The organism is Thalassotalea piscium, from assembly GCF_030295935.1.
GTDB lineage: Bacteria > Pseudomonadota > Gammaproteobacteria > Enterobacterales > Alteromonadaceae > Thalassotalea_B > Thalassotalea_B piscium.
In genome coordinates this window covers 3,457,432-3,477,395 of record NZ_AP027362.1, presented here as the reverse complement: position 1 = coordinate 3,477,395, position 19,964 = coordinate 3,457,432, and the positions used below count along the sequence as shown (strand labels likewise).

The 19,964-nt window shown below is 38.1% G+C and carries 22 protein-coding genes; 9 read left to right on the top strand and 13 right to left on the bottom strand.

Features of this window, described 5'->3' with window-relative positions:
• The first annotated feature begins 156 nt into the window (after nt 1-156).
• Nucleotides 157-573, top strand: coding sequence for a nucleoside diphosphate kinase regulator (gene rnk, locus QUD79_RS15495; RefSeq protein ID WP_184424269.1), 417 nt, complete (start codon nt 157-159; stop codon nt 571-573).
• An 80-nt stretch (nt 574-653) separates the two neighbouring features.
• Here rnk and QUD79_RS15490 read toward each other — a convergent pair whose 3' ends face one another.
• The 6 genes from QUD79_RS15490 to QUD79_RS15465 all read right to left on the bottom strand — a co-directional run bounded on the left by QUD79_RS15490 (nt 654) and on the right by QUD79_RS15465 (nt 6,318).
• On the bottom strand, nt 654-1,862 hold the full coding sequence (locus QUD79_RS15490; RefSeq protein ID WP_184426950.1) for an IS256 family transposase: 1,209 nt from the start codon (nt 1,860-1,862) through the stop codon (nt 654-656).
• A 78-nt stretch (nt 1,863-1,940) separates the two neighbouring features.
• Nucleotides 1,941-2,165: a YheU family protein gene (locus QUD79_RS15485; protein ID WP_184424604.1), complete on the bottom strand. Its 225-nt coding sequence runs from the start codon at nt 2,163-2,165 to the stop codon at nt 1,941-1,943.
• Complete coding sequence (locus tag QUD79_RS15480) at nt 2,162-3,133, bottom strand: hydrolase (RefSeq protein WP_184424603.1); 972 nt, start codon at nt 3,131-3,133, stop codon at nt 2,162-2,164. Before QUD79_RS15480 ends, QUD79_RS15485 begins: the two co-directional genes overlap by 4 nt.
• Before the next feature lie 250 nt (nt 3,134-3,383).
• Nucleotides 3,384-3,512, bottom strand: a complete 129-nt coding sequence (locus QUD79_RS15475) for a DUF3149 domain-containing protein (RefSeq protein ID WP_184424602.1) — start codon at nt 3,510-3,512, stop codon at nt 3,384-3,386.
• A 98-nt stretch (nt 3,513-3,610) separates the two neighbouring features.
• On the bottom strand, nt 3,611-4,351 hold the full coding sequence (locus QUD79_RS15470) for a tetratricopeptide repeat protein (protein WP_184424601.1): 741 nt from the start codon (nt 4,349-4,351) through the stop codon (nt 3,611-3,613).
• A gap of 71 nt (nt 4,352-4,422) precedes the next feature.
• Nucleotides 4,423-6,318: an ATP-binding cassette domain-containing protein gene (locus tag QUD79_RS15465; protein ID WP_184424600.1), complete on the bottom strand. Its 1,896-nt coding sequence runs from the start codon at nt 6,316-6,318 to the stop codon at nt 4,423-4,425.
• Between the two features lie 101 nt (nt 6,319-6,419).
• On the opposite strand from QUD79_RS15465, the gene QUD79_RS15460 reads away from it, so the two are divergent.
• The gene (locus tag QUD79_RS15460; RefSeq protein WP_184424599.1) at nt 6,420-6,611 is read left to right on the top strand and encodes a YheV family putative zinc ribbon protein; all 192 of its coding nucleotides are present in this window, start codon (nt 6,420-6,422) and stop codon (nt 6,609-6,611) included.
• Between the two features lie 50 nt (nt 6,612-6,661).
• Here the strand turns inward: QUD79_RS15460 and QUD79_RS15455 are convergent, their stop codons facing one another.
• Together QUD79_RS15455 and QUD79_RS15450 are read right to left on the bottom strand one after the other, a co-directional pair.
• A complete protein-coding gene (locus QUD79_RS15455; RefSeq protein WP_184424598.1) occupies nt 6,662-6,904 on the bottom strand; it encodes a SlyX family protein in 243 nt (80 codons plus the stop codon).
• On the bottom strand, nt 6,886-7,881 hold the full coding sequence (locus tag QUD79_RS15450; protein ID WP_246454968.1) for a WD40 repeat domain-containing protein: 996 nt from the start codon (nt 7,879-7,881) through the stop codon (nt 6,886-6,888). The genes QUD79_RS15455 and QUD79_RS15450 overlap by 19 nt, the downstream gene beginning before the upstream one ends.
• Before the next feature lie 130 nt (nt 7,882-8,011).
• Here QUD79_RS15450 and QUD79_RS15445 point away from each other — a divergent pair, with 130 nt between their 5' ends.
• Entirely contained in the window at nt 8,012-8,767 is a 756-nt protein-coding gene (locus QUD79_RS15445) for an FKBP-type peptidyl-prolyl cis-trans isomerase (RefSeq protein WP_184424597.1), read from the top strand.
• Between the two features lie 59 nt (nt 8,768-8,826).
• On the opposite strand, the gene QUD79_RS15440 is transcribed toward QUD79_RS15445, so the two are convergent.
• Entirely contained in the window at nt 8,827-9,717 is an 891-nt protein-coding gene (locus tag QUD79_RS15440; RefSeq protein ID WP_184424596.1) for a S1/P1 nuclease, read from the bottom strand.
• Nucleotides 9,718-9,856: 139 nt separating this feature from the next.
• On the opposite strand from QUD79_RS15440, the gene QUD79_RS15435 reads away from it, so the two are divergent.
• From QUD79_RS15435 to hemE, 5 genes are all read left to right on the top strand, one after another.
• The gene (locus QUD79_RS15435) at nt 9,857-11,782 is read left to right on the top strand and encodes an alkaline phosphatase D family protein (protein WP_246454967.1); all 1,926 of its coding nucleotides are present in this window, start codon (nt 9,857-9,859) and stop codon (nt 11,780-11,782) included.
• 270 nt (nt 11,783-12,052) lie between these two features.
• Nucleotides 12,053-12,370, top strand: coding sequence for a DUF883 domain-containing protein (locus QUD79_RS15430; protein ID WP_184424595.1), 318 nt, complete (start codon nt 12,053-12,055; stop codon nt 12,368-12,370).
• Nucleotides 12,371-12,372: 2 nt separating this feature from the next.
• Nucleotides 12,373-12,780 carry a hypothetical protein gene (locus tag QUD79_RS15425; RefSeq protein ID WP_184424594.1) on the top strand — a complete coding sequence of 136 codons (408 nt, stop codon included), beginning with the start codon at nt 12,373-12,375 and terminating at the stop codon, nt 12,778-12,780.
• Nucleotides 12,781-12,806: 26 nt separating this feature from the next.
• A complete protein-coding gene (locus QUD79_RS15420) occupies nt 12,807-13,097 on the top strand; it encodes a hypothetical protein (RefSeq protein ID WP_184424593.1) in 291 nt (96 codons plus the stop codon).
• A 504-nt stretch (nt 13,098-13,601) separates the two neighbouring features.
• A complete protein-coding gene (gene hemE / locus QUD79_RS15415) occupies nt 13,602-14,672 on the top strand; it encodes a uroporphyrinogen decarboxylase (protein WP_184424592.1) in 1,071 nt (356 codons plus the stop codon).
• A 51-nt stretch (nt 14,673-14,723) separates the two neighbouring features.
• Here the strand turns inward: hemE and QUD79_RS15410 are convergent, their stop codons facing one another.
• The 3 genes from QUD79_RS15410 to QUD79_RS15400 all read right to left on the bottom strand — a co-directional run bounded on the left by QUD79_RS15410 (nt 14,724) and on the right by QUD79_RS15400 (nt 17,928).
• Nucleotides 14,724-15,239 carry a SixA phosphatase family protein gene (locus QUD79_RS15410; protein WP_184424591.1) on the bottom strand — a complete coding sequence of 172 codons (516 nt, stop codon included), beginning with the start codon at nt 15,237-15,239 and terminating at the stop codon, nt 14,724-14,726.
• Between the two features lie 34 nt (nt 15,240-15,273).
• Nucleotides 15,274-16,710 carry a Si-specific NAD(P)(+) transhydrogenase gene (sthA, locus tag QUD79_RS15405; protein ID WP_184424590.1) on the bottom strand — a complete coding sequence of 479 codons (1,437 nt, stop codon included), beginning with the start codon at nt 16,708-16,710 and terminating at the stop codon, nt 15,274-15,276.
• Nucleotides 16,711-16,809: 99 nt separating this feature from the next.
• On the bottom strand, nt 16,810-17,928 hold the full coding sequence (locus tag QUD79_RS15400) for an acyl-CoA desaturase (RefSeq protein ID WP_184424589.1): 1,119 nt from the start codon (nt 17,926-17,928) through the stop codon (nt 16,810-16,812).
• Between the two features lie 191 nt (nt 17,929-18,119).
• On the opposite strand from QUD79_RS15400, the gene fabR reads away from it, so the two are divergent.
• Nucleotides 18,120-18,755, top strand: coding sequence for an HTH-type transcriptional repressor FabR (fabR, locus tag QUD79_RS15395; protein ID WP_184424588.1), 636 nt, complete (start codon nt 18,120-18,122; stop codon nt 18,753-18,755).
• Between the two features lie 10 nt (nt 18,756-18,765).
• Here fabR and trmA read toward each other — a convergent pair whose 3' ends face one another.
• Nucleotides 18,766-19,860 carry a tRNA (uridine(54)-C5)-methyltransferase TrmA gene (gene trmA, locus QUD79_RS15390; protein WP_184424587.1) on the bottom strand — a complete coding sequence of 365 codons (1,095 nt, stop codon included), beginning with the start codon at nt 19,858-19,860 and terminating at the stop codon, nt 18,766-18,768.
• Nucleotides 19,861-19,964 lie beyond the last annotated feature (104 nt).

Genomic DNA, 19,964 nt, shown 5'->3' with positions numbered 1-19,964 from the left:
TTCTATACCTAGCTACAACAGGCAAATAAAGTGTGTTTACTTTATTAACTGGTTGCTAATATTAGTCAGTCGAATGTTTACCTAGTGAATGAAGCTGGCATAAACAACGACATTGTTAGCAATAAGCAATATGCTATTTTTCAGAGGTAGATAAAAATGGATCAAAGACCTAAAATTATTATTTCGTCGCTTGATGCGGAGCGACTTGATGCAATGATTGATGCAATGGGAAATCAAACATTCCCAGGCATGGATGAGCTGCTTACTGAATTAGATCGTGCAGATATTGTAGCGCCAGAAGAAATGCCACCCAATATTGTAACGATGAATTCAACGGTTAAATTTAAAGAAATATCTTCAGGTAAAGAGTTTGCTTTAACGCTAACTTACCCGCAGGAAAAGAATCCTAACAATGACCCTGTTGTTTCTATTCTTGCACCAGTTGGTAGTGCATTACTGGGACTTAAAGAAGGTGAAACGATAGAGTGGCCTAAGCCAGGTGGTGGGGTACTAAAAGTAGAAATATTAGAAATAATATATCAACCAGAGCGCGCTGGTGAATTCCGCAGATAGTTCATGGTTATCAAAGTAAGCTAAAGGCAATGCATGACGCATTGCCTGACCCTGTAACGCATTTTGTGTAACTGCCAGGTTTAAATAACATCTTTCAAACGGTCTTCGAATTCAATCATAAATCGATTCAAGGCCGTTTTCCAATTTCTTATTGGCATTGTCCACTTTTTGGATGCCTGCTCTATTGCCAAGTAGATGACCTTTTTCGCTGAATCATCATGTGGAAAAAGCTTACGCTTTTTAATTGCCTTACGTATTACACTATTGAGCGACTCAATCGCATTCGTCGTGTAGATAGCTTTACGTATATCTTCCGGGTAATTAAACAACGTACTCACGTTCTGCCAGTTATTACGCCACGAGCGCGATATGTTGGGGTATTTGCCATCCCAGCGCTGTTCGAATTGTTCAAGTGCTAGCAACGCTTCATCTTCGGTGATTGATTGGTATATTCGCTTCAAATCACTCGTGATAGCTTTATAGTCTTTCCATGGAACAAACTTCAACGAATTACGCACCATATGCACAATACACAGCTGTATTTGCGTATCAGGATAAACTGTATTGATTGCATCAGGGAAGCCCTTAAGGCCATCGACACAAGCAATAAGGATATCTTTCACGCCTCGATTTTGAAGTTCAGTTAACACGTTCAACCAAAACTTAGCCCCTTCATTTTCCGATATCCACATGCCGAGCAACTCTTTATGGCCTTCAATATTAACGCCAAGCGCAAGGTAAACAGCTTTATTGATAACCTGTTTATCCTGCCTAATTTTGACCACTAAGCAGTCTAAGTAAACAATGGGGTAAACCGCATCAAGCGGCCTCGCTTGCCATTCCACGACTTGCTCAATAACGGCGTTAGTCACACGTGAAATAAGTGCTGGAGAAACATCCGCATCATACATTTCTTTGAAGGTAGCAACGATATCTCGGGTTGTCATGCCCTTGGAGTACAGATATAAAATCTTGTCGTCCATTGAGGTAAAACGCGTTTGATTTTTCTTAACGAGCTGAGGCTCAAAGCTGGAGTTCCTATCGCGAGGGGCATCTAGGTCGACTTCACCATCTTCAGTGCGAATTGTTTTCGATGAATAACCATTACGGTAATTATCTTGAGTGGATTTTTCATGACGAGAGTAGCCAAGGTGTTCGTCAAGCTCGGCATTAAGTGCCGCTTCAACGGTGACCTTGGTTAACATTTTGCGAAAATCAGTTAAGTCAGCTTCGGACTTGATTGATTTGGCTGCCTCTTTAGCAAACGCTTCTAGTTCTTTCTTATTCATAATTGCCTATCCTAAACCCTATATGGGTATTAATGATAGGCAGTTACACAGATTTTGTTACAGGGTCCATTGCCTTTTTTATTGCGATTGCTCGAACTCTGATTTTGGTAAAATATTAACAGTTTCATGAAGTTCTGAATAAACCAAAACAACAATACCAGATTCTAATTGCTCAATAACATGCTTGATCTTCTCTTCAAGCGAATATTCTTCTAACCCGTAATCTGTTCCTTCTCTTAAAATAAAGGCTTCGATAACTGCATTGAGTGTGTCACGGCTAAGTGAGTGATGGGGTACTATCATAAGTAACTCGCTAAATATTCTGGCACGCGTTGCTCTAACCAGTAAAAGGGTTGTAAAGGATTACTTCCTGTAATAAAGCCGACGTGACCACCAGCCTTGCTTACCTCAAAAATAATATTTTTTTGTAGTGTTAACTGTTCAACTGTACTTTTATGACAGAGAAAGGGATCGTCTTGCGCATGAATAACCAAACAAGGAGCTTTAATGCTTTCCAATAACCTTTTCCCACTTGCTTGCTGATAATAGTCCTTTGCATCTTTAAAGCCGTTTAATGGTGCGGTGTAATGATTATCAAAATCCCATAGCGTGTTAATTTCGGCTAATTGTACTTGATTAATATGGTGTATTTTATGTTGTTTAATTTTAAGCTGCGCATTACTTTTAAGGGTTTTAACTAAATACTTCTGATAAACTTTTGAAAAGCCTTTGTTAATACGCCTACTGCAACTTGCTAAATCGAAAGGTGCGCAAATCATAACGGCAGCTTTAATAGGGTTGTTTGGCATTTTTGCAAGGTAATTAGCAAGTACATTACCGCCTAATGAAAAGCCAATAATTGCTTTTTTATTTGTTGGATATCTGCTTTCAATTAAGGTAGTTAAATACGTAATATCTTCAATATCACCACTATGGTATGAGCGAGCAAACTTGTTTGGGTACTGACCACAGCCACGAAAGTGCATTAATACGCCAATCCATCCTTTAGCTTTGAGTGCTTGGAGCATACCTTTTGCGTAATGACTATCGACAGAGCCCTCTAAACCATGAAGTATAATAACTATAGGCTTGTTTTCTTTTCTATTAGGGAGCTCAGTCCATGCAAGCTCAAGAAGGTCTTGGTCAGGTAACTGCAATACTTCACGGTAAGTAGTTATATGATCGTTACGGCGAAGCCACTTAGCAGCAATTGTTTGTAAGTGTGGGTTAGTTAACCACCATGCGGGCTTGAAATTACTAGGTTTTAACATGAATAACTTAATTATAAATATAGCGCTTAGTATAACCGTGAAAGATCAGCTGGAGCTACTAATAAAATAATTTCAATAAGATGATTCCGATTGTTGTTACTTTGTTTTTCCTCATAATTTATCTGTGAAATCAATCAAGCTTTAATTGCAGGCACGCGACAGGATACGAACAGCTGCACAGTTAACCTTCGTAGAAAAAAGTAAACTTTGTTGATGCCATTTTGTATCAGCATAAAATGCTAATGTATATTTATTTGTCTTCTTTAATTTTTTTAGCAAAGTAATATACATAAAAACCAGCAATACCAAATAACACACCAAGCCCAATAAAAGACATAAACACGACGGGGTCGTTGAGTAGCATATTGAAAAAGTTCATAACAAGTTCCTTAATTAAAATAACCATTGCTTATGGTCAAAGCTATTATAATTAAGGAGGCTCTAAACTATCATGATCGGGATCAAGAGAAGCGTTAATTAGTGCAAATTTTCAGTGAGCATTTTTGTACGTAAGTCTACTTGTTCTAGTATTTGTTGATACCTTTTATCGGCAATTTCACGTGCTGCTTTTATATCTCTCATTCCAAGGTTTCGTTCATCCATATCTCTACTTTTTATTGCTGGTACATAACCACTTTTAGCCGCAATTGTATTCCAAATATAAGATTCTTGTAAATTCATACGAACGCCTTTACCCTCGAAATACATTAATGCAAGGTTAAATTGAGCTAGCACAAAGTTTTGGTTGGCTGCTTTTTCATACCAGCGAGCTGCTCTTGTTGGATCAACGGGTGTTCCTTCCCCGTTGGCAAACATTACCCCCAAATTAAATTGCGCATTAGGTAAGTTTTTGTCAGCGGCCTTTTTCATGTAGGTAAATGCTTGCTTGAGATCTTTTTTAACTAACTCTCCTTCAGAGTATAGTAAAGATAAATTGAATAGCGCTTCTGGATAATTTTGCTCAGCGGCTTCTTTAATTAGTTCAAGTGCTTTGTTTTTATCTTTTTTTACGCCATAGCCATTAAGGTAAATGAGTGCCATTTGAAATTGCGCAGGCGCATACTTCTCTTTTAATAATAGTGTAAACTCGTCAATTGCAGCTTTAAACTCGCCACGGTTTAATTGAAATACACCGTGTTCGTAATCACCATCAAAAGCCATAATATTAAAACTGGTTGAAACAGCTAATGCTAAAGCGACTAGTGTTAATTTTTTCATAATACTTCCTGTTATTGTTGGCCTGTTCTCTTGGCTTAAGTGTAGCAAGGCATTTGAATCTTCACCTAGCTTTATACTGTTATATTTTCTATCTGCTCTTCGAGCTCTAACCACTGAGACTCAGCTTCTTCAATGTCACCTTTAAGCTTTGCTTGGCTTTGTATACATTCAGTAAGCTTTGCTTTATTTTCGGCTTGATATAGCTCAGTATCGGCAAGTTGTTCTTCTACAGTTGTTAGCTGTTGTTGCCATTGACTTATTTGCTGCTCAAGTTGGTTCGCTTGCTTTCTTAGAGGCGCTGTTTTCTGGCGCAAATTAGCTTGCTGTTGGCGTAACTGCTTTTTATCGATACTTGCTGTAGAAGACTCTGTTTTATTAGCTTTGGTGACTAATTTTTTATCATCATTAAGCCATTGCTGATAGTCGTCAATGTCGCCATCGAATTCAGCAATTTTGCCATTAGCAACAATATAAAATTCATCAACACACGATTCAAGTAGGTACCTGTCATGTGCAATTAATATTATTGCACCAGAAAACTCCTGCAATGCAAGAACAAGTGCTTGACGCATTTCTAGATCTAAATGGTTGGTTGGCTCATCTAGTAATAAGAGTTGAGGCTTTTCTAGTACAATTAACGCCAGCACTAAACGGGTTTTCTCGCCACCAGACATAGTATTAATAGCAGATAATGCTTGATCACCGCTAAAGCCAAATCGACCTAAAAAATTACGTGCTTGAAGCTCACCATAGCTTGGTTTAGCTCTAATAATGTGCTCAATCGCGCTTGAGCTTAAATGTAGTTGCTCTAATTGGTGCTGAGAAAAGTAGCCAATTGTTAATTCTTGCGCGCAATATCGCTCACCACTTAAAATATCTATATCGCCCGCTAAAGACTTAATTAAGGTCGATTTTCCAGCGCCATTTCGTCCGAGTAAACCTATTCTGCTCCCTGGTACTAGTGTAATTGAAGCTTGTGTTAAAATTTTACTGTCTTGCCCATAACCACAGTCGACTTGGTCAAGAGAAAGTAACGGGTAGGGCATATGCTCAGGTTGCTCAAACTGAAAAGTGAATTGACTGTCGACATGTGCAGGCGCTAAATCAGGTAATTTTTGTAATCGCTTAAGTCGGCTTTGAGCTTGCTTAGCCTTACTTGCCTTTGCTCTAAACCTGTCAACAAAAGCAGTAAGATGTGCAACTTCTTTTTGTTGTTTTTGAAATTGTGCATCTTGTTGAGCCAATTGTTCAGCACGTTGACGTTCGAAGGATGAATAATTACCTGAATATAGCTTGGCTTGTTGTTGTTCAATATGGAGTATTTGTCCAATTACATCATCAAGAAAGTCGCGATCATGAGAAATTAATACTAAGGTGCCAGTGTATCGTTTTAGCCAACGTTGTAACCAAATAACAGCGTCTAAGTCTAAATGGTTGGTTGGTTCATCAAGCAACATTAAATCGGCTCTGCTGATCAACGCTTGAGCCAGGTTTAAGCGCATGCGCCAACCACCAGAAAAGTCTTTAACAGGTGAACTTAATTGCTCTTGTAGAAAACCTAAACCATGCAAAAGTTCACCTGCACGAGCTGGTAAGCTGTAGCCATGTATAGCATCTATTTTATTAAGAATAATGGCTTCTTCATTGCCATTATTTTGCGATCTGGCTTGTGCTAATGCATGTTCTAATTGTCGAAACTCTTTATCACCATCAATCACATAATCAAGTGCAGATATATCAAGGGCGGGAGTTTCTTGCTTTACCGTGGCTATTTTCCAGCTACTAGGCATAGTTAACTCGCCCGCATCGGGTTGTAACTGACCAAGTAATGCAGCAAATAGTGATGATTTACCACAACCATTCGCCCCAACTAAACCAACTTTGTGATTTGGGTGGATAGTAAAACTTGATGATTTAATTAAGTTTTTAACCCCTCGGTCTAAACTTAATTCAATGGCGGTGATCATGAAAATTCCTTAGTGATAATACAATCAGGGGTATTGTCGCTTTTCCTACAGGCCTCTTTCAAGGTAAAATGTCTTATCAATTCTATTTTATAGATAAAATAATGAAAAAAAGATTTATTGCTGGCGCTATATGTCCTAAATGTAAAGCTATCGACACCATGGCATTAACCAAGGAAAACAATGTTGAAAAAGTAACTTGTGTTAGCTGTGGCGTGCAAATGGCACAACCTGAAGCGCATGTTGAAAAAGAAGTGCGCGCTCAAGAACAAGTAATAGGTGTGTTTAAACCATAATACTCTTTGGATTGTTTATTGCAGAAGCTAACATGAACTATATGCACCTCCTAATAATGAGGTGGTGGTGTATCGTCAGCTATATCAGCTACTTGCGAAGAAGATGGAGACTCTTTTACTCTTTTGGCTAACATTTTAATTTGCTCTTTCAATTGAGAAATCGCGATTTGATGAAGTGTTATTTCTTGATTGAGTAGTTCAATAATATCGTCTTGAAAGGCATTTCGAGATTCTAACAACTCAATACTTTGTGCAAGTGATTCAATACTTGGGGCTATTGGCTGATTGGCCATAATTCAGCGTATCCTGATGAAGATTCGGTTAATATGTGGTTATTATCACTAAAAGCGATGCTGTACACAACCGCGCTAGCAGGGCGGGTATCTTTTTTTGGAGTTACACGCCAACTATTTAAACGTTTTCCGGTGTATAAATCCCAAATACTTACCTTACGTGAAGGCGCGCCAGTTGCTAAGAATAAACCGTCTTTAGAAAATTGTACTGCGCTGTATACTTCTTGGCGATTGTTATATTGTAATTGGCTAATGAGTTCACCTGTTTTTAAATCCCAGATGTTTGATGATTTTTTACTATCAGCGGTAAAAGCAAATCTTCCTTTCGGGTCAAGTGCAACGTAAGTCACACGGCTAGGGTGATTAAAACGATAGATAACTTGTCCGCTTTGAGTGTCCCAAACAAAGGCGACGAAATCGTTCCCGCCTGAAATTGCAATACGGCCATTTGGTAACATATCAACCGAGTTTACTTTTTCTTTGTGTCCTAAAAACTCTAACCTTCGACCACTTTTTGGGGAAACATGTAAAACAACGCCATTACTTTGTCCTATCAGTGCCGCGGAAGCGTTATTAGCAATAGCAATATCGCGTATAGTAGTGTCAGATATTTCCCAGAAGGCTTCAGATTTTCCCGTAGAGGCATTCCATATTGAAAATTCAGTACGGCTTGCAGTTAACACATGACTATTATTATCAGCAATATCGACAGCTAACACTAAATTATCTGCATTATCTTGTTGTTGCGACCAATTATAGATAACTTCGTTTTTTTCTATATTCCATAAGTTAATACCATTATGAACTGAGGAGACGACGCTGAGTGTGCCATCGTTAGAAATATTAGCTGCATAAGCGCCTTCAACTGCGTGTTTCCATCGTTGAATAGGTTCTTTTGAGATAGGTTGACATGCCATTAATAAGGTAATGGAGAGTGCATAAATAGCGTGTCGATAAAATCGTTTACAAATTTCCAATGTAATAAGGCTTTTTTCTCTAGTCAATTATCGTTAGTATAAGTGGTTTTCAACGTGAATGTTAAGTTACTTGGCATTACAACACATATTTGGTCGTAAAATGAGTGCGACTGTATTAACGGAGAAGTAGATGAAATTGTTTAAACCCACGCTTGTAGCACTTGCACTTGTATCAGTAATAGGTTGTCAAGAAACCAAACAAGAAGAAAAAGCTCCGGTTTTAGAAACTGAAGTGCAAAAACAGGCTTATAGTTTAGGTGCCTCGATTGGTATGTATATGACCCGTAATCTTGATGAACAAGAAAAAATGGGCTTAACGTTAGATCAAGATCTTATTGTACGCGGATTTATTGATAGTTTAGAGGATAAAGCAGTTATTGAAAAAGAAGAAATTCAAAGCTTACTAATGAACTTAGAACAAACAATGAAAGCTAAGCAGCAAGAGCAAGCTAAACTTGCTTCAGAAGCAAGCTTAGTTGAAGGTCAAAACTTCTTGGCAGAAAATGCAAAGGTTGAGGGTGTTAAAGTAACTGAATCAGGTCTTCAGTATCAAGTTATTACTGAGGGTAGCGGCGAAAAGCCTGCAGCAACTGATACCGTAAAAGTGCATTACGTTGGTACATTAATTAACGGTGAACAGTTTGACAGTTCGGTAGAACGTGGCGAACCAGCAGTATTTCCGCTAAATAGAGTAATTTCAGGCTGGACAGAAGGCGTACAGCTAATGTCAGTGGGTTCTAAATTTAAATTTACTATCCCAGCTGATTTAGCGTATGGCCCGAATGGTCGTCCACCACAAATTCCAGGCAATGCGGTACTCCAGTTTGAGATTGAATTGTTAGAAATTCAACAACCACCAGCACCTGCTGAAGTTGGCGATAAGTAATAAAAAGCTTAAAATCCTAGGTGCCAGCACCTAGGATCCTTAAATATTGTTCAATAGATTTATAATACTTTGTTTAAAATTGAGGTTAGTCGATGCGCAGCAAGTATAATACGTTGCTGTAAAATTTGATGATATTTTTTATGATAGGCTAAGGTTATTTCGGTGCCACCGTTAGACAATGGTAAGCAATGTACCCCTTCTTTTTCACAATAGCCAAACTCTGCAGACCTTACTAAGGTTATTGATTCGTTCGCCCATTTGTATACCTCAGACTCTTGCCATTTTGGCGTTTCAACCTTGTTTAAATTAGCCGTTAATTGCTGGTATAAAAACTGAAAGGGTGAAACATCTTTGGGTAGCTCTTCAACATATAGTAAACACTGATCCCAATACCAATGTAAGTTTTTACATTTACCAAACTTTGGTTTGACATTGACTTTGTTGCCGCCAAGATCACTAGCGAAACTAACGTGTAAGGGCTGATGTAGATCGCCAAGCCAATGCCCAAGAAACATTAATGCTTGTGCTTGCTCTTTAGGTGAGTCGCTTTGTGCCAACTGCGAAGAATGAAAAGTAATAGCGGCGGTTAAACAGTCTTGCTTACAGCTATTGGCATCAATGGTATCTTGGTCGCGGTTAACATTAACGTAATGCCAAGGTTTGTAGCTATCAAAGCTTTTATCACGCTTTATCGCATCAGCCCATGTACAAGCTTTAGCATAGTTAATATCGCTATTTTCTTTTTGATAATTATATTTGTTAATGAGCTTTTTTGTTGCAGTGGGTAAGTCTGATAGTAGTTGGTCTATTTTTTGTTGTTGAGGCATTGATAGTAGATCATAGCTAAGCTGACAGACTAGTTGATGACCTAATTTACCTAACGCATAACTCGAAAAAGAAGTGCTTAGCGCTAAGCTAAACAATATAAACAAAAGAACACGGAAACCCATGCAACTACTCCAAAATTGTACAAATACATAAATAATAAAAGAAGATAACCACATTCAGCGATAAATGCTAATTATTTGTGGTTGATTCTTATGCTGGCGAAGAGATAACATCAATAAGAAGTAAGTATTAGGATTTTAATTGTTGAACGAATCACTCCCCACTTTAATTGCTGGCCCCATGCTTAGGCATGTTGATTGTAATCAGCTTACCTTTTGGTTAGTAACAAGCCAACCAATTACATTTGAGTTTAGGTTAATGTTAACTCCTAAGGGACAATGTTTAATTAATGCTGAATTAACAAGCGAGCAAGTGCAGCAGATTCAAATTGGTGAAAATGCATATATCAACTTAGTTAAGATAAAATGCGAGCAGCCCTTACCAAGTAAAAAGCCACTCTATTATGATTTTATTTTCATTAATAAAACCCAAGGAAAGCGCCAACATTTAAGTGAACTTGTGCCCAATATTTGTTATCAACAACAACAATTCCCAAGTTTTGTCATTGCTAATGAAATTAACTCATTGATGCACGGTTCTTGTAGAAAACCGCATAGTGACAGTGATGATGCATTAATTCAGGTTGATAAGCATATTGAAAGCCATTTAAGTAAGCCTGAACAGCGTCCTGCTATGTTGTTACTGTCTGGTGATCAAGTTTATGCCGATGATGTCGCTGGACCTATGTTAGTGGCTATCCATCATGTTATTGCTTTATTAGGGCTTTATGACGAGTCGTGGCAAGGCGCATTAGCTAATAATACTAGTGAGCTACTAGAAAGCGAATATTGTTACTATCAGCGAGATTTACTACTTCCTTACGAAGTCGCTAATAAAGCGGTGTACGACATGTTTTTTGCCGCTAGCAAAAAGCCTATTTTCACTTCAGTAAATGCTAAGAATCACCTAATAACCTTGGCAGAAGTATTTGCTATGTATTTATTAGTGTGGTCACCGGAGTTGTGGTCAAGTATCGATTTAACCAATAATAAGATTAAATTGAGCGACCAAGCGCAGTATCAAAATGAGCTACCCCAAATAGAAAAGTTTAGCCAAGGATTAGCTGAAGTAAGGCGAGCAATGGCTCACGTACCCGTTTATATGATTTTTGATGACCATGACATTACTGACGACTGGAACTTAACTCGAGGTTGGGAAGAGGCGGCATACAACCATCCTTTTTCTAAGCGTATTATTGGTAATGCATTAATAGGTTATTACTTTTGCCAAGGGTGGGGAAATGCTCCTGATCATTTTAGCGAAATAGAACAACAAACCATAACGCATTTTGCTGAGCAAGGTTATAAAGAGCAACAAACGCTTATTGATAATTTATTAGATTGGCAACACTGGCACTATAGTTTAAATACTTCCCCTAAAGTCATTGTATTAGATACTCGCACCAGACGCTGGCGCTCTGAAAGTAACGCTGGTAAGCCCTCAGGACTAATGGACTGGGAAGCGTTGTCTGAATTACAACAAGAGCTTATTGGAGAAGCTAATGTAATTTTGGTGTCACCAGCACCTATTTATGGAGTTAAGTTAATAGAAGCTGTACAGCGAGTTTTTACTTTTTTTGGCAAGCCACTAATGGTTGATGCAGAAAACTGGATGGCACATAAAGGCACAGCTAATGTTATTTTAAATATTTTTCGCCACCAAAAAACACCGCCCAATTTTATTATTTTATCTGGTGATGTACATTATTCGTTTGTTTATCAAATAACCCATAGATTTATTCGTAATAGCTCGAAAATTTATCAGATCACTTGTAGCGGAATTAAAAATAAATTCCCAGAAAAACTATTGGTTAGTTTTGAATGGCTTAACCGGTATTTATATGCGTCGTATTCCCCTTTAAATTGGTTTACTAAGCGAAGACGTATGAAAGTTAAGGTGAGTTTGCCGAAAATTGATAGCGCTCCTCAACATAAGGCTAATAGACAAAGTACTTTGTTTAATGAAAGTGGCATTGGTTTATTGCAAATTGCTAATGATGGTGAAATTAAAGCAACTGTAATAACAGCAAAAGGTGAGCGAGTGTCGTTTCTACCCGTAAAAAAGTAAACGCATAAAACGACTAAGACTTTACGTTAATAACGAACTGTTACAGCGCATAATTTTCGTTAGTAATATGTAAGGTTTACAAAATTATTGCAGATCTTACCTTTAATCACACCTAATTATTTTACTCACCTAGAATTGCATTACATCTAACTGTCTGAAAAATATGTTTTTATTTGTGTTCTGGGTTTCTGGTATTAGCCTTGCAACCTCATTGTCAAATACCACTTAAATGAGCGTGGTATGTATTGTCAATTTATTAATGGAGGATTTATGGCGAATTCAAACACAGCTAAATCAACAAATGTAAATGATAGTGTTAATAAGAACAGCTCTCCTATTGCAGAGAAAGTCACTGACACCTTGCATTCATCGGTTGACTCTTTAGGTGAGTCAGTATCGAAAGCAGAAAAAAATGTGCGTCAAGCGGCAACCGCATCAAGCGAAACATTGGCAAAAAAACAAGCAAAATTAAAAAGTAGTTGGGATCATTCCCAAGTTAAAAAGTATGCGGTAGAAAACCCGGTAGCTACCGCCGGAATAGCTTTTGCAGCAGGGGCATTATTAACCTCATTGTTGAAGAGAAAATAATAATGCATCGCGCTGAAGATGTTAATTCTTCTGGCAAAACAGATGAATGTGATTCGAGTGATAACGTTGTGGACGAGCGAGGTGAAGCAGAACTTTCAGCATTAACTCGCTCGTTAGAGCAATATTTAACGCTGATGCTGGCGCAACTGCAACAAACCAAAGAATCTATGGAAAGTCGATTTCACTTGGCACTTCGCGCCATATTAATGAGTGTAATGGCGCTATTGGCATTTATAATCGTGTCATTGTGTTTATGGTTCTCAGTTTCTGCATTGATTGTTGTTGGCTTAGTGTCACTCGAGATTCATTGGTTAATAGCTACCTTTGTTGTGCTGTTGGCTAATGTAGGCTTAGCATGGTATCTGTTACTAACATCTAGAGATTTAAGTAAAAGTATTAGGGTCAGTTAATACTTTGTGTTTTATAGGAGTAGGATATGACTTGGTTATCGAAACGATTGTTAGTAAAGCAAGAACGTCAAGTGCAATTAAACAGTCAGCAACTGTTCTTGATAAAGCAAGCTCAGCAAGAAAAACGAGTAGAAATTAAGAATAACTTTAGTAGTTTCGCTACGTCGTTAGAAGGAATACTTACTTTTACCGCCTCAGGGGCTGTTTACGAGTTACTGCAGCCGACACAAAGTGAGCAAGCACATAGCAAAAGAGAGTCAACTTTTGGTAGTTTACAACGGTGGCTTTTTTTAGCTGAAAAAATGCAGCTGTTTTAGATTTTTTACTGATTAAAGTACGATGCACTTCATTGTCCCCTCAATAGCAGCGTACTTTAATCAGTTTTTTAATTGAGTGACTTGGTATTGGCAACTAATTGATGATAGATGGGGTGACGCGTAAAAGTTTGTCAGTGTTTAATCATTATATTGCACAAATAAAAAAGCCTTACCAAAAGGTAAGGCCTGAAATGCTCGCTGTATGGTCTAGTGAAACCTAGATTCTTATTAGTTATCTTCTTACTAGCGCGGGGTATTTTATACCAGAGCAAATTTAGCCATGCAACAACTTTATTAGAGCATTTATACCACGACAAGCTTCGTATAACGTTAGTTTTGCTTAGGTTTTTTGGGAGGATTCTCGTTAATTGCTTGATACTCATAACGATTAGTCGACACTGTTTCAATGGAATGATTAATTCTACTCTATGATTTGATTTAGAACATAGATCAAAAAATTTTCAAATGGTAGAATGCGCGCACTTTAATTATTGGATCGCATTTATGACTGAATTGAAAAACGACACTTATCTTCGCGCTTTAATGCGTGAACCTGTAGATTACACACCTGTTTGGATGATGAGACAAGCGGGTCGTTATTTACCTGAATATAGAAAAATTCGTGCAACTGCGGGTGATTTTATGTCGTTATGTCGTGATGCGGAGTTTGCGTGTGAAGTTACTCTACAACCTTTACGCAGATATCCGTTAGACGCTGCTATTTTATTTAGTGATATTTTAACAATTCCTGATGCTATGGGCTTAGGTTTATATTTTGAAACAGGTGAAGGACCAAAGTTTGAGCGTCCAATAACCTGTAAAGCTGATGTTGAAAAAATTGGTATTCCTGACCCTGAAGACGAACTTGGTTATGTAATGAATGCTGTGCGAACTATTCGTAAAGCATTAAACGGTGACGTACCCTTGATTGGTTTTTCTGGCAGCCCTTGGACATTAGCAACATATATGGTTGAAGGTGGGAGCTCAAAAGCTTTTACTAAAATCAAAAAAATGATGTATACCGACCCACAAACGTTACATTTATTGCTAGATAAGTTAGCTGATTCAGTTATTAGCTACTTAAATGCTCAAATTGCTGCTGGTGCGCAATCGGTTATGGTATTTGATACATGGGGTGGTGTCCTTTCTCCACGCGATTACAAGGACTTTTCATTGCAATACATGGCTAAAATAGTTGACGGTTTAACGCGCTTTGCTGATGGTAGAGCGGTCCCTGTAACACTGTTTACTAAAAATGGTGGTATGTGGCTTGAAGATATTGCAGCAACAGGCTGTGATGGTGTTGGTCTAGACTGGACTATTGATATAGAAACAGCAAAAGCACGTGTAGGCGATAAAGTTGCATTACAAGGTAATATGGACCCTTCTATGTTATATGCCTCTAAAGAGCGCATTGAACAAGAAGTGAGTAAAATATTAGCAGGCTTTGGTAATGGTGGCACAGGCCATGTATTTAACTTAGGGCACGGTATACAACCAGATGTTAATCCTGACAATGCCGGTTATTTTATTGAATCGGTTGGTCGCTTAAGTAAACCTTATCATCAGAAATAAGTGTGACCAATAGGCATTAAAAAGGAGCGTTTGCTCCTTTTTTTGTTAAATTTACAGGCAAAGTAAGGGCTGCTTTAGCACGGTTAATTTTGCGTTATCGCCATGAAACTGAACTTGATAAAGCATTTGGTACTCGGCTTCTGTAATGTCATTAACTGGTACGCCCGCAATTAACGCGGTTAGTTGTGGGGTGGTATTGCTATGACCAACCACTAAGGTATTCATTTTCAGACCTTTAACCTTCTGCGCAAAATCTGGTAAGTCAGTTGCTGTATAGCTATTCACGTTAAGCTGCAGTTTTTCGGCCAATGGAGCGGCTGTTTGTTCTGTTCTTAATGTATCTGTGCTGTAAATATGCTGAATTTCTGCCTGTTCAAGTAACGTAGCAAGTTGTTTTGCACGATTTAATCCGCACTGCGTTAACGGTGGATTATTTGTTTTAGTCACTTTCTCAGCGTGTCTCACTAAATAAATAGTAAACGATTGTTCATTTAATGAGGTTGCAGAACTCACTACACTGATAAAGAGGAAGCTTATAAAGCCCAATATTATTGTAAATATTTTCATTAGCGATCTTCCTCTTTTTGGGTAAATACTTTAACTAGAATAAACGGTTTAACCCATTTAATGCTGCCACCCGAAAGGCTTCAGCCATTGTTGGGTAATTAAAAGTTGTTTCAATAAAGTACTCAATGGTATTTCCACCATTTTTTTGCTGCATAATCGCTTGTCCTATATGAATAATTTCAGCAGCATTTTCACCAAAACAATGAATGCCTAAAATTTCTTTAGTTTCGCGATGAAAAAGTATTTTCAATGAACCGACTAAGCTGTTTGATATTTGTGCTCGAGCTAGGTGTTTAAATTGAGCACGACCAACTTCATAGGGGACTTTGGCTTCGGTAAGCTCTTGCTCTGTTTTGCCAACAGAGCTAATCTCAGGAATAGTATAAATACCTGTTGGAATATCAGCGATTAGTCTGGCGGTGCTTTGTTTATCAATCATCGCTGAAGCGGCTAAACGGCCCTGGTCGTAAGCTGCACTTGCTAAACTTGGGTAGCCGATTACATCACCAACGGCATAAATATTAGGCACTTGTGTTTGATATTGGTCATTAACTTTAAGCTGTCCTCTACCATCTGCTTTTAAATCTGCGTTTTCTAAATGTAAATCTGCAGTATTACCTGTTCGGCCGTTTGCCCAAAGCAAGCAATCAGCTTTCATTTTCTTACCGGACTCTAGATAAACAACCACTGAGTCATCAGTTGTTTCCACTCGCGCTATTTGTTCGCTATGGCGTATAACAACGCCGTTATTCCATAAATGGTAGCTCAGTGAGTCAGACATCTCATCGTCAAGGAAAGATAGTAGTCGCTCTCTTGTATTAATTAAGTCAACTTTGACACCGAGCCCACGAAATATTGATGCGTACTCGCTACCAACCACGCCAGCACCATAAATAATGATAGACCGTGGATCGTGGGTTAACGATAAAATAGTGTCCGAGTCATAAATGCGAGGGTGATTAAAATTAATATCGTCTGGACGATAAGGACGAGAACCAGTTGCTATTACAATCTTTTTTGCTGTTACTTTTTCAACTGAGCTATCTGGTTTTACAATTTTTAGCGTGTTCTTATCGATAAAAGAAGCTTCACCAACTAGGTGCTCCACGCGATTGCGATCGTAAAAGCCACTACGCAATTGTACCTGTTTTCTAATAACTGCTGCAGCGTGTTGTAATATGTCGGGAAATGTTAAGTGTTTGGCTTTTTCATGGCCACGAAATAAAGGGTTTGAATTGTACTCAATTAATCGACTGACACTTTGTCTCAAGGCTTTTGAAGGAATGGTTCCCCAGTGTGTACAACCCCCACCAACATCTTTATAGCGTTCAACAATGGCAACTTTTTTATCTTTTTTAGATAGTTCCATTGCTGTGCCTTCACCACCAGGACCTGTTCCTATGATAATGGCGTCATACTCGAATTGTGTTTGTTTTGTTTTCTTTTTTTCGGGTGTTGGCTTCTTGGTCAAAATAACTGCCCTAAATCCGTGTTACTAATATAAAAATAGTAGCAGGAAATAGGGCTTAGGTAACTAGTAAATTAATTATTTACTTAACTTAGCTCGCTATTATGCGTGTTTTTCGATGAAGAACTGCCAACTTTGCTGTTGCTCTAACATTCGTTGCTTTAGTTCATGGTATTGTTTCATCATTTCAGACTGTTCAATATCGGCAACAAGCTTTTGTTTTTTTGCAGCTAATAATTGTTTTTTAGCAGCGTAAAAATCATTAAGTTTAGCTATTAACGTATCATATTCATGCTGTAACTTTGCAAGTAATTCCTCTGCATTTGGGTGTGTAGCCAGTTTTTGTTGATTCTTTTTTAAAATCATTGCTAATCGAGCTTTTTCAACCTTATCTTCCGGGCTTGTGCGTAATTGATAGGTAAGACCAAGAAAATTACAGCCTTTAATTAACCACTTCGTTGGGTCAAACTGCCACCAGCGAATACCATTACGATAATCATTCTCAAAAATATGATGGTAGTTATGATAACCCTCACCAAAGGTAAAGAATGCAAGAAAACCATTGTCTCTAGCAGTGTTCTTTTCCGTATAGGTTTGCTTGCCCCAGATGTGTGCTAAAGAGTTAATAAAGAACGTTGTATGATGACTTAATACCAAGCGTAGAAAGCCGATTAATAAAATACTATTTATTAAATCGCCATGCCAAAGGCCAAAAGCGATTGGTATACCAAAGTTTGTTGCTATTGTGAGTAGCAAATAATTTTTATGCTGCCACATAACAATACCGTCTTTTTGAAGATCACGCACATTACTGTAGTTGTTATAACGGTGAGCTTGATACTCGCGTAGCATCCAACCAATATGAGAGTACCAAAATCCTCGTTTAGCTGAATAAGGGTCAACGTCATTATTATCTACATGTTTATGATGAATACGATGATCTGATGACCAATGCAAGATACTGTTTTGCAGGGCAAATGCGCCACCTATAGCAAAAATTAGGCGTAATGACCAGTGGGCTTGATACGTTTTATGTGACCATAAACGATGATAACCTGCAGTGATCGACATACCACAATAAATAAAGCAAATTATCGCCATGGTAATTTCGGCACTATCAAAGCCATGTGTTATTGCTCGGTAAGGTACGGCGATTGCTGCAAATAAAAAGGTAATGACAAATACCGAGACATTTAGCCAAATAATTTTAGGTTTTTTCATTTATTGTTCCATTAAAACAGAGTAAATATTTTTCAGTGTACACTTGTACGCTATTCTAATGTTGTACGTAATTCAGTCAAGACATTTATGCTGAAAAATCCAATGATTCTACTTTTACCTAGTGTTGCTATGGCAAAAACGTATTATTTTAGTATGATGAGCGCAATAATCGTTTTTAAGGTTAACTAGCGATGACTGGTATCAGAGCACAACAAAAAGAAAAAACTCGCAGACAATTAATTGATGCCGCGCTTGGGCAATTAAGTAGTGAGCGTAGTTTCTCAAATTTGAGTTTGCGTGAAGTAGCAAAAGAAGCCGGGCTTGCTCCTACGTCCTTTTATCGGCATTTTACTGATATGGACGAATTAGGTTTAACATTAGTTGATGAAGCGGGCTTAACGTTACGTCAACTTATGCGTCAAGCTCGTCAGCGTATTGAAAAAGGTGGCTCGGTGATCCGAATCTCTGTCGTTACGTTTATGGAGTTCATTGAAAATAATGGCAATATATTTCGCTTGTTGTTGCGAGAGCGTTCAGGTACTTCAGCGGCATTTCGTGCGGCAGTTAACCGGGAAATTAGTTACTTTACGTTAGAATTGTGTGATTACTTACAACAAGCAAATCAAATGGATGCCGAAGTTGCTTATATGCAGGCAAATGCGGCAGTAACCATTGTGTTTAGTGCGGGTTCAGATGCACTTGATGGTGACAAAAAAGATCGAGAACAGCTAGCGCTAAGAACAATTCAGCAATTACGATTTATCGCCAGAGGCGCAGCAGAATTTAATCAGCGGCTTAACGTAGTAAAACCGGACGAACACATATAAAATTTACCGGTTATTTTCTCGTTAAAATAACCCCTGTTTCAACATGATGGGTATAGGGAAACTGATCAAATAATGCAAATTGCTTTATCTGGTGAGTTTTTGTTAGTTCAGCCAAGTTATCTTTTAATGTTAATGGGTTGCATGAAATATAAATAATATCTTTAAAGCGATTTACCAGTTCAATACTGTCAGGGTCTAGTCCTGCTCTTGGTGGATCGACCAAAACGGTATCGTAATTATATGCAGTCAAATCAAAGTCAGCTAGGCGCCTAAATTGTCGTTCACCATTCATTGCTTGACTAAACTCTTCGCTCGACATGCGAACAATATCTATGTTGCTGATATTATTCATTGCAATATTTACTTGGGCAGACTTTACCGATGACTTAGAGATTTCGGTGCCAAGTACACGGTTAAAGTTTTGTGCTAGGGCAATACTAAAGTTTCCATTACCACAATAAAGCTCAATTAAATCTCCACCACTACCTTTTGTCGCTTGTTGCGCCCACAATAGCATATGTTCATTAACATGAGCGTTTGGCTGAGTGAAGCTATTCTCAACTTGTTGGTACTTAAATTGTTGCTCGCCAACCGTTAATTCTTCAATAACGTAATCTTTATCTAAAATCACTTTTTGTTTTTTAGCTCGGCCAATAATATCTAGCGGGGCTATTGCAGCAAGCTCTGCTTTTAATTCAAGTGCTTGTGCTTGCCACTCTTCGGTTAATGGCTTGTGGTAAAGCAAACTAATTAATGCTTCGCCACTGAGTGTTGATAAAAAATCAACCTGGAAAAGGCGCTCTCTTAGTAGTGGTTTGTATTTTATTGTGGCAAGTAGTGCCTTCATAAGCTTATTAATAAGTATGCTGGCAACAGGAAAGTCTTCAACGCGATACTTTTGCTTAGTTTTACTATCGAACATGATGTAATACAGGTCATCACCTTCATGCCAAATACGAAATTCAGCACGTTGACGATAATTAAGTTTAGTCGAGGGATAAATATCAAAATTAGGCCCGTTAAATTGAGAGAATAACAGTTGCATTTCTTCTGTCTTTTCTTGCAATTGTTTATCGTAAAATTTCGGGTCGATATGACTAAACATCAAAATACCTTTAAGTAAAAACTAAGAGCGCAGATTTTAACGTTGCACACAGCTTTGTCTAGCAATTGTGTAAATAAATGTAGTAATTGTTGGTTAACATAGAC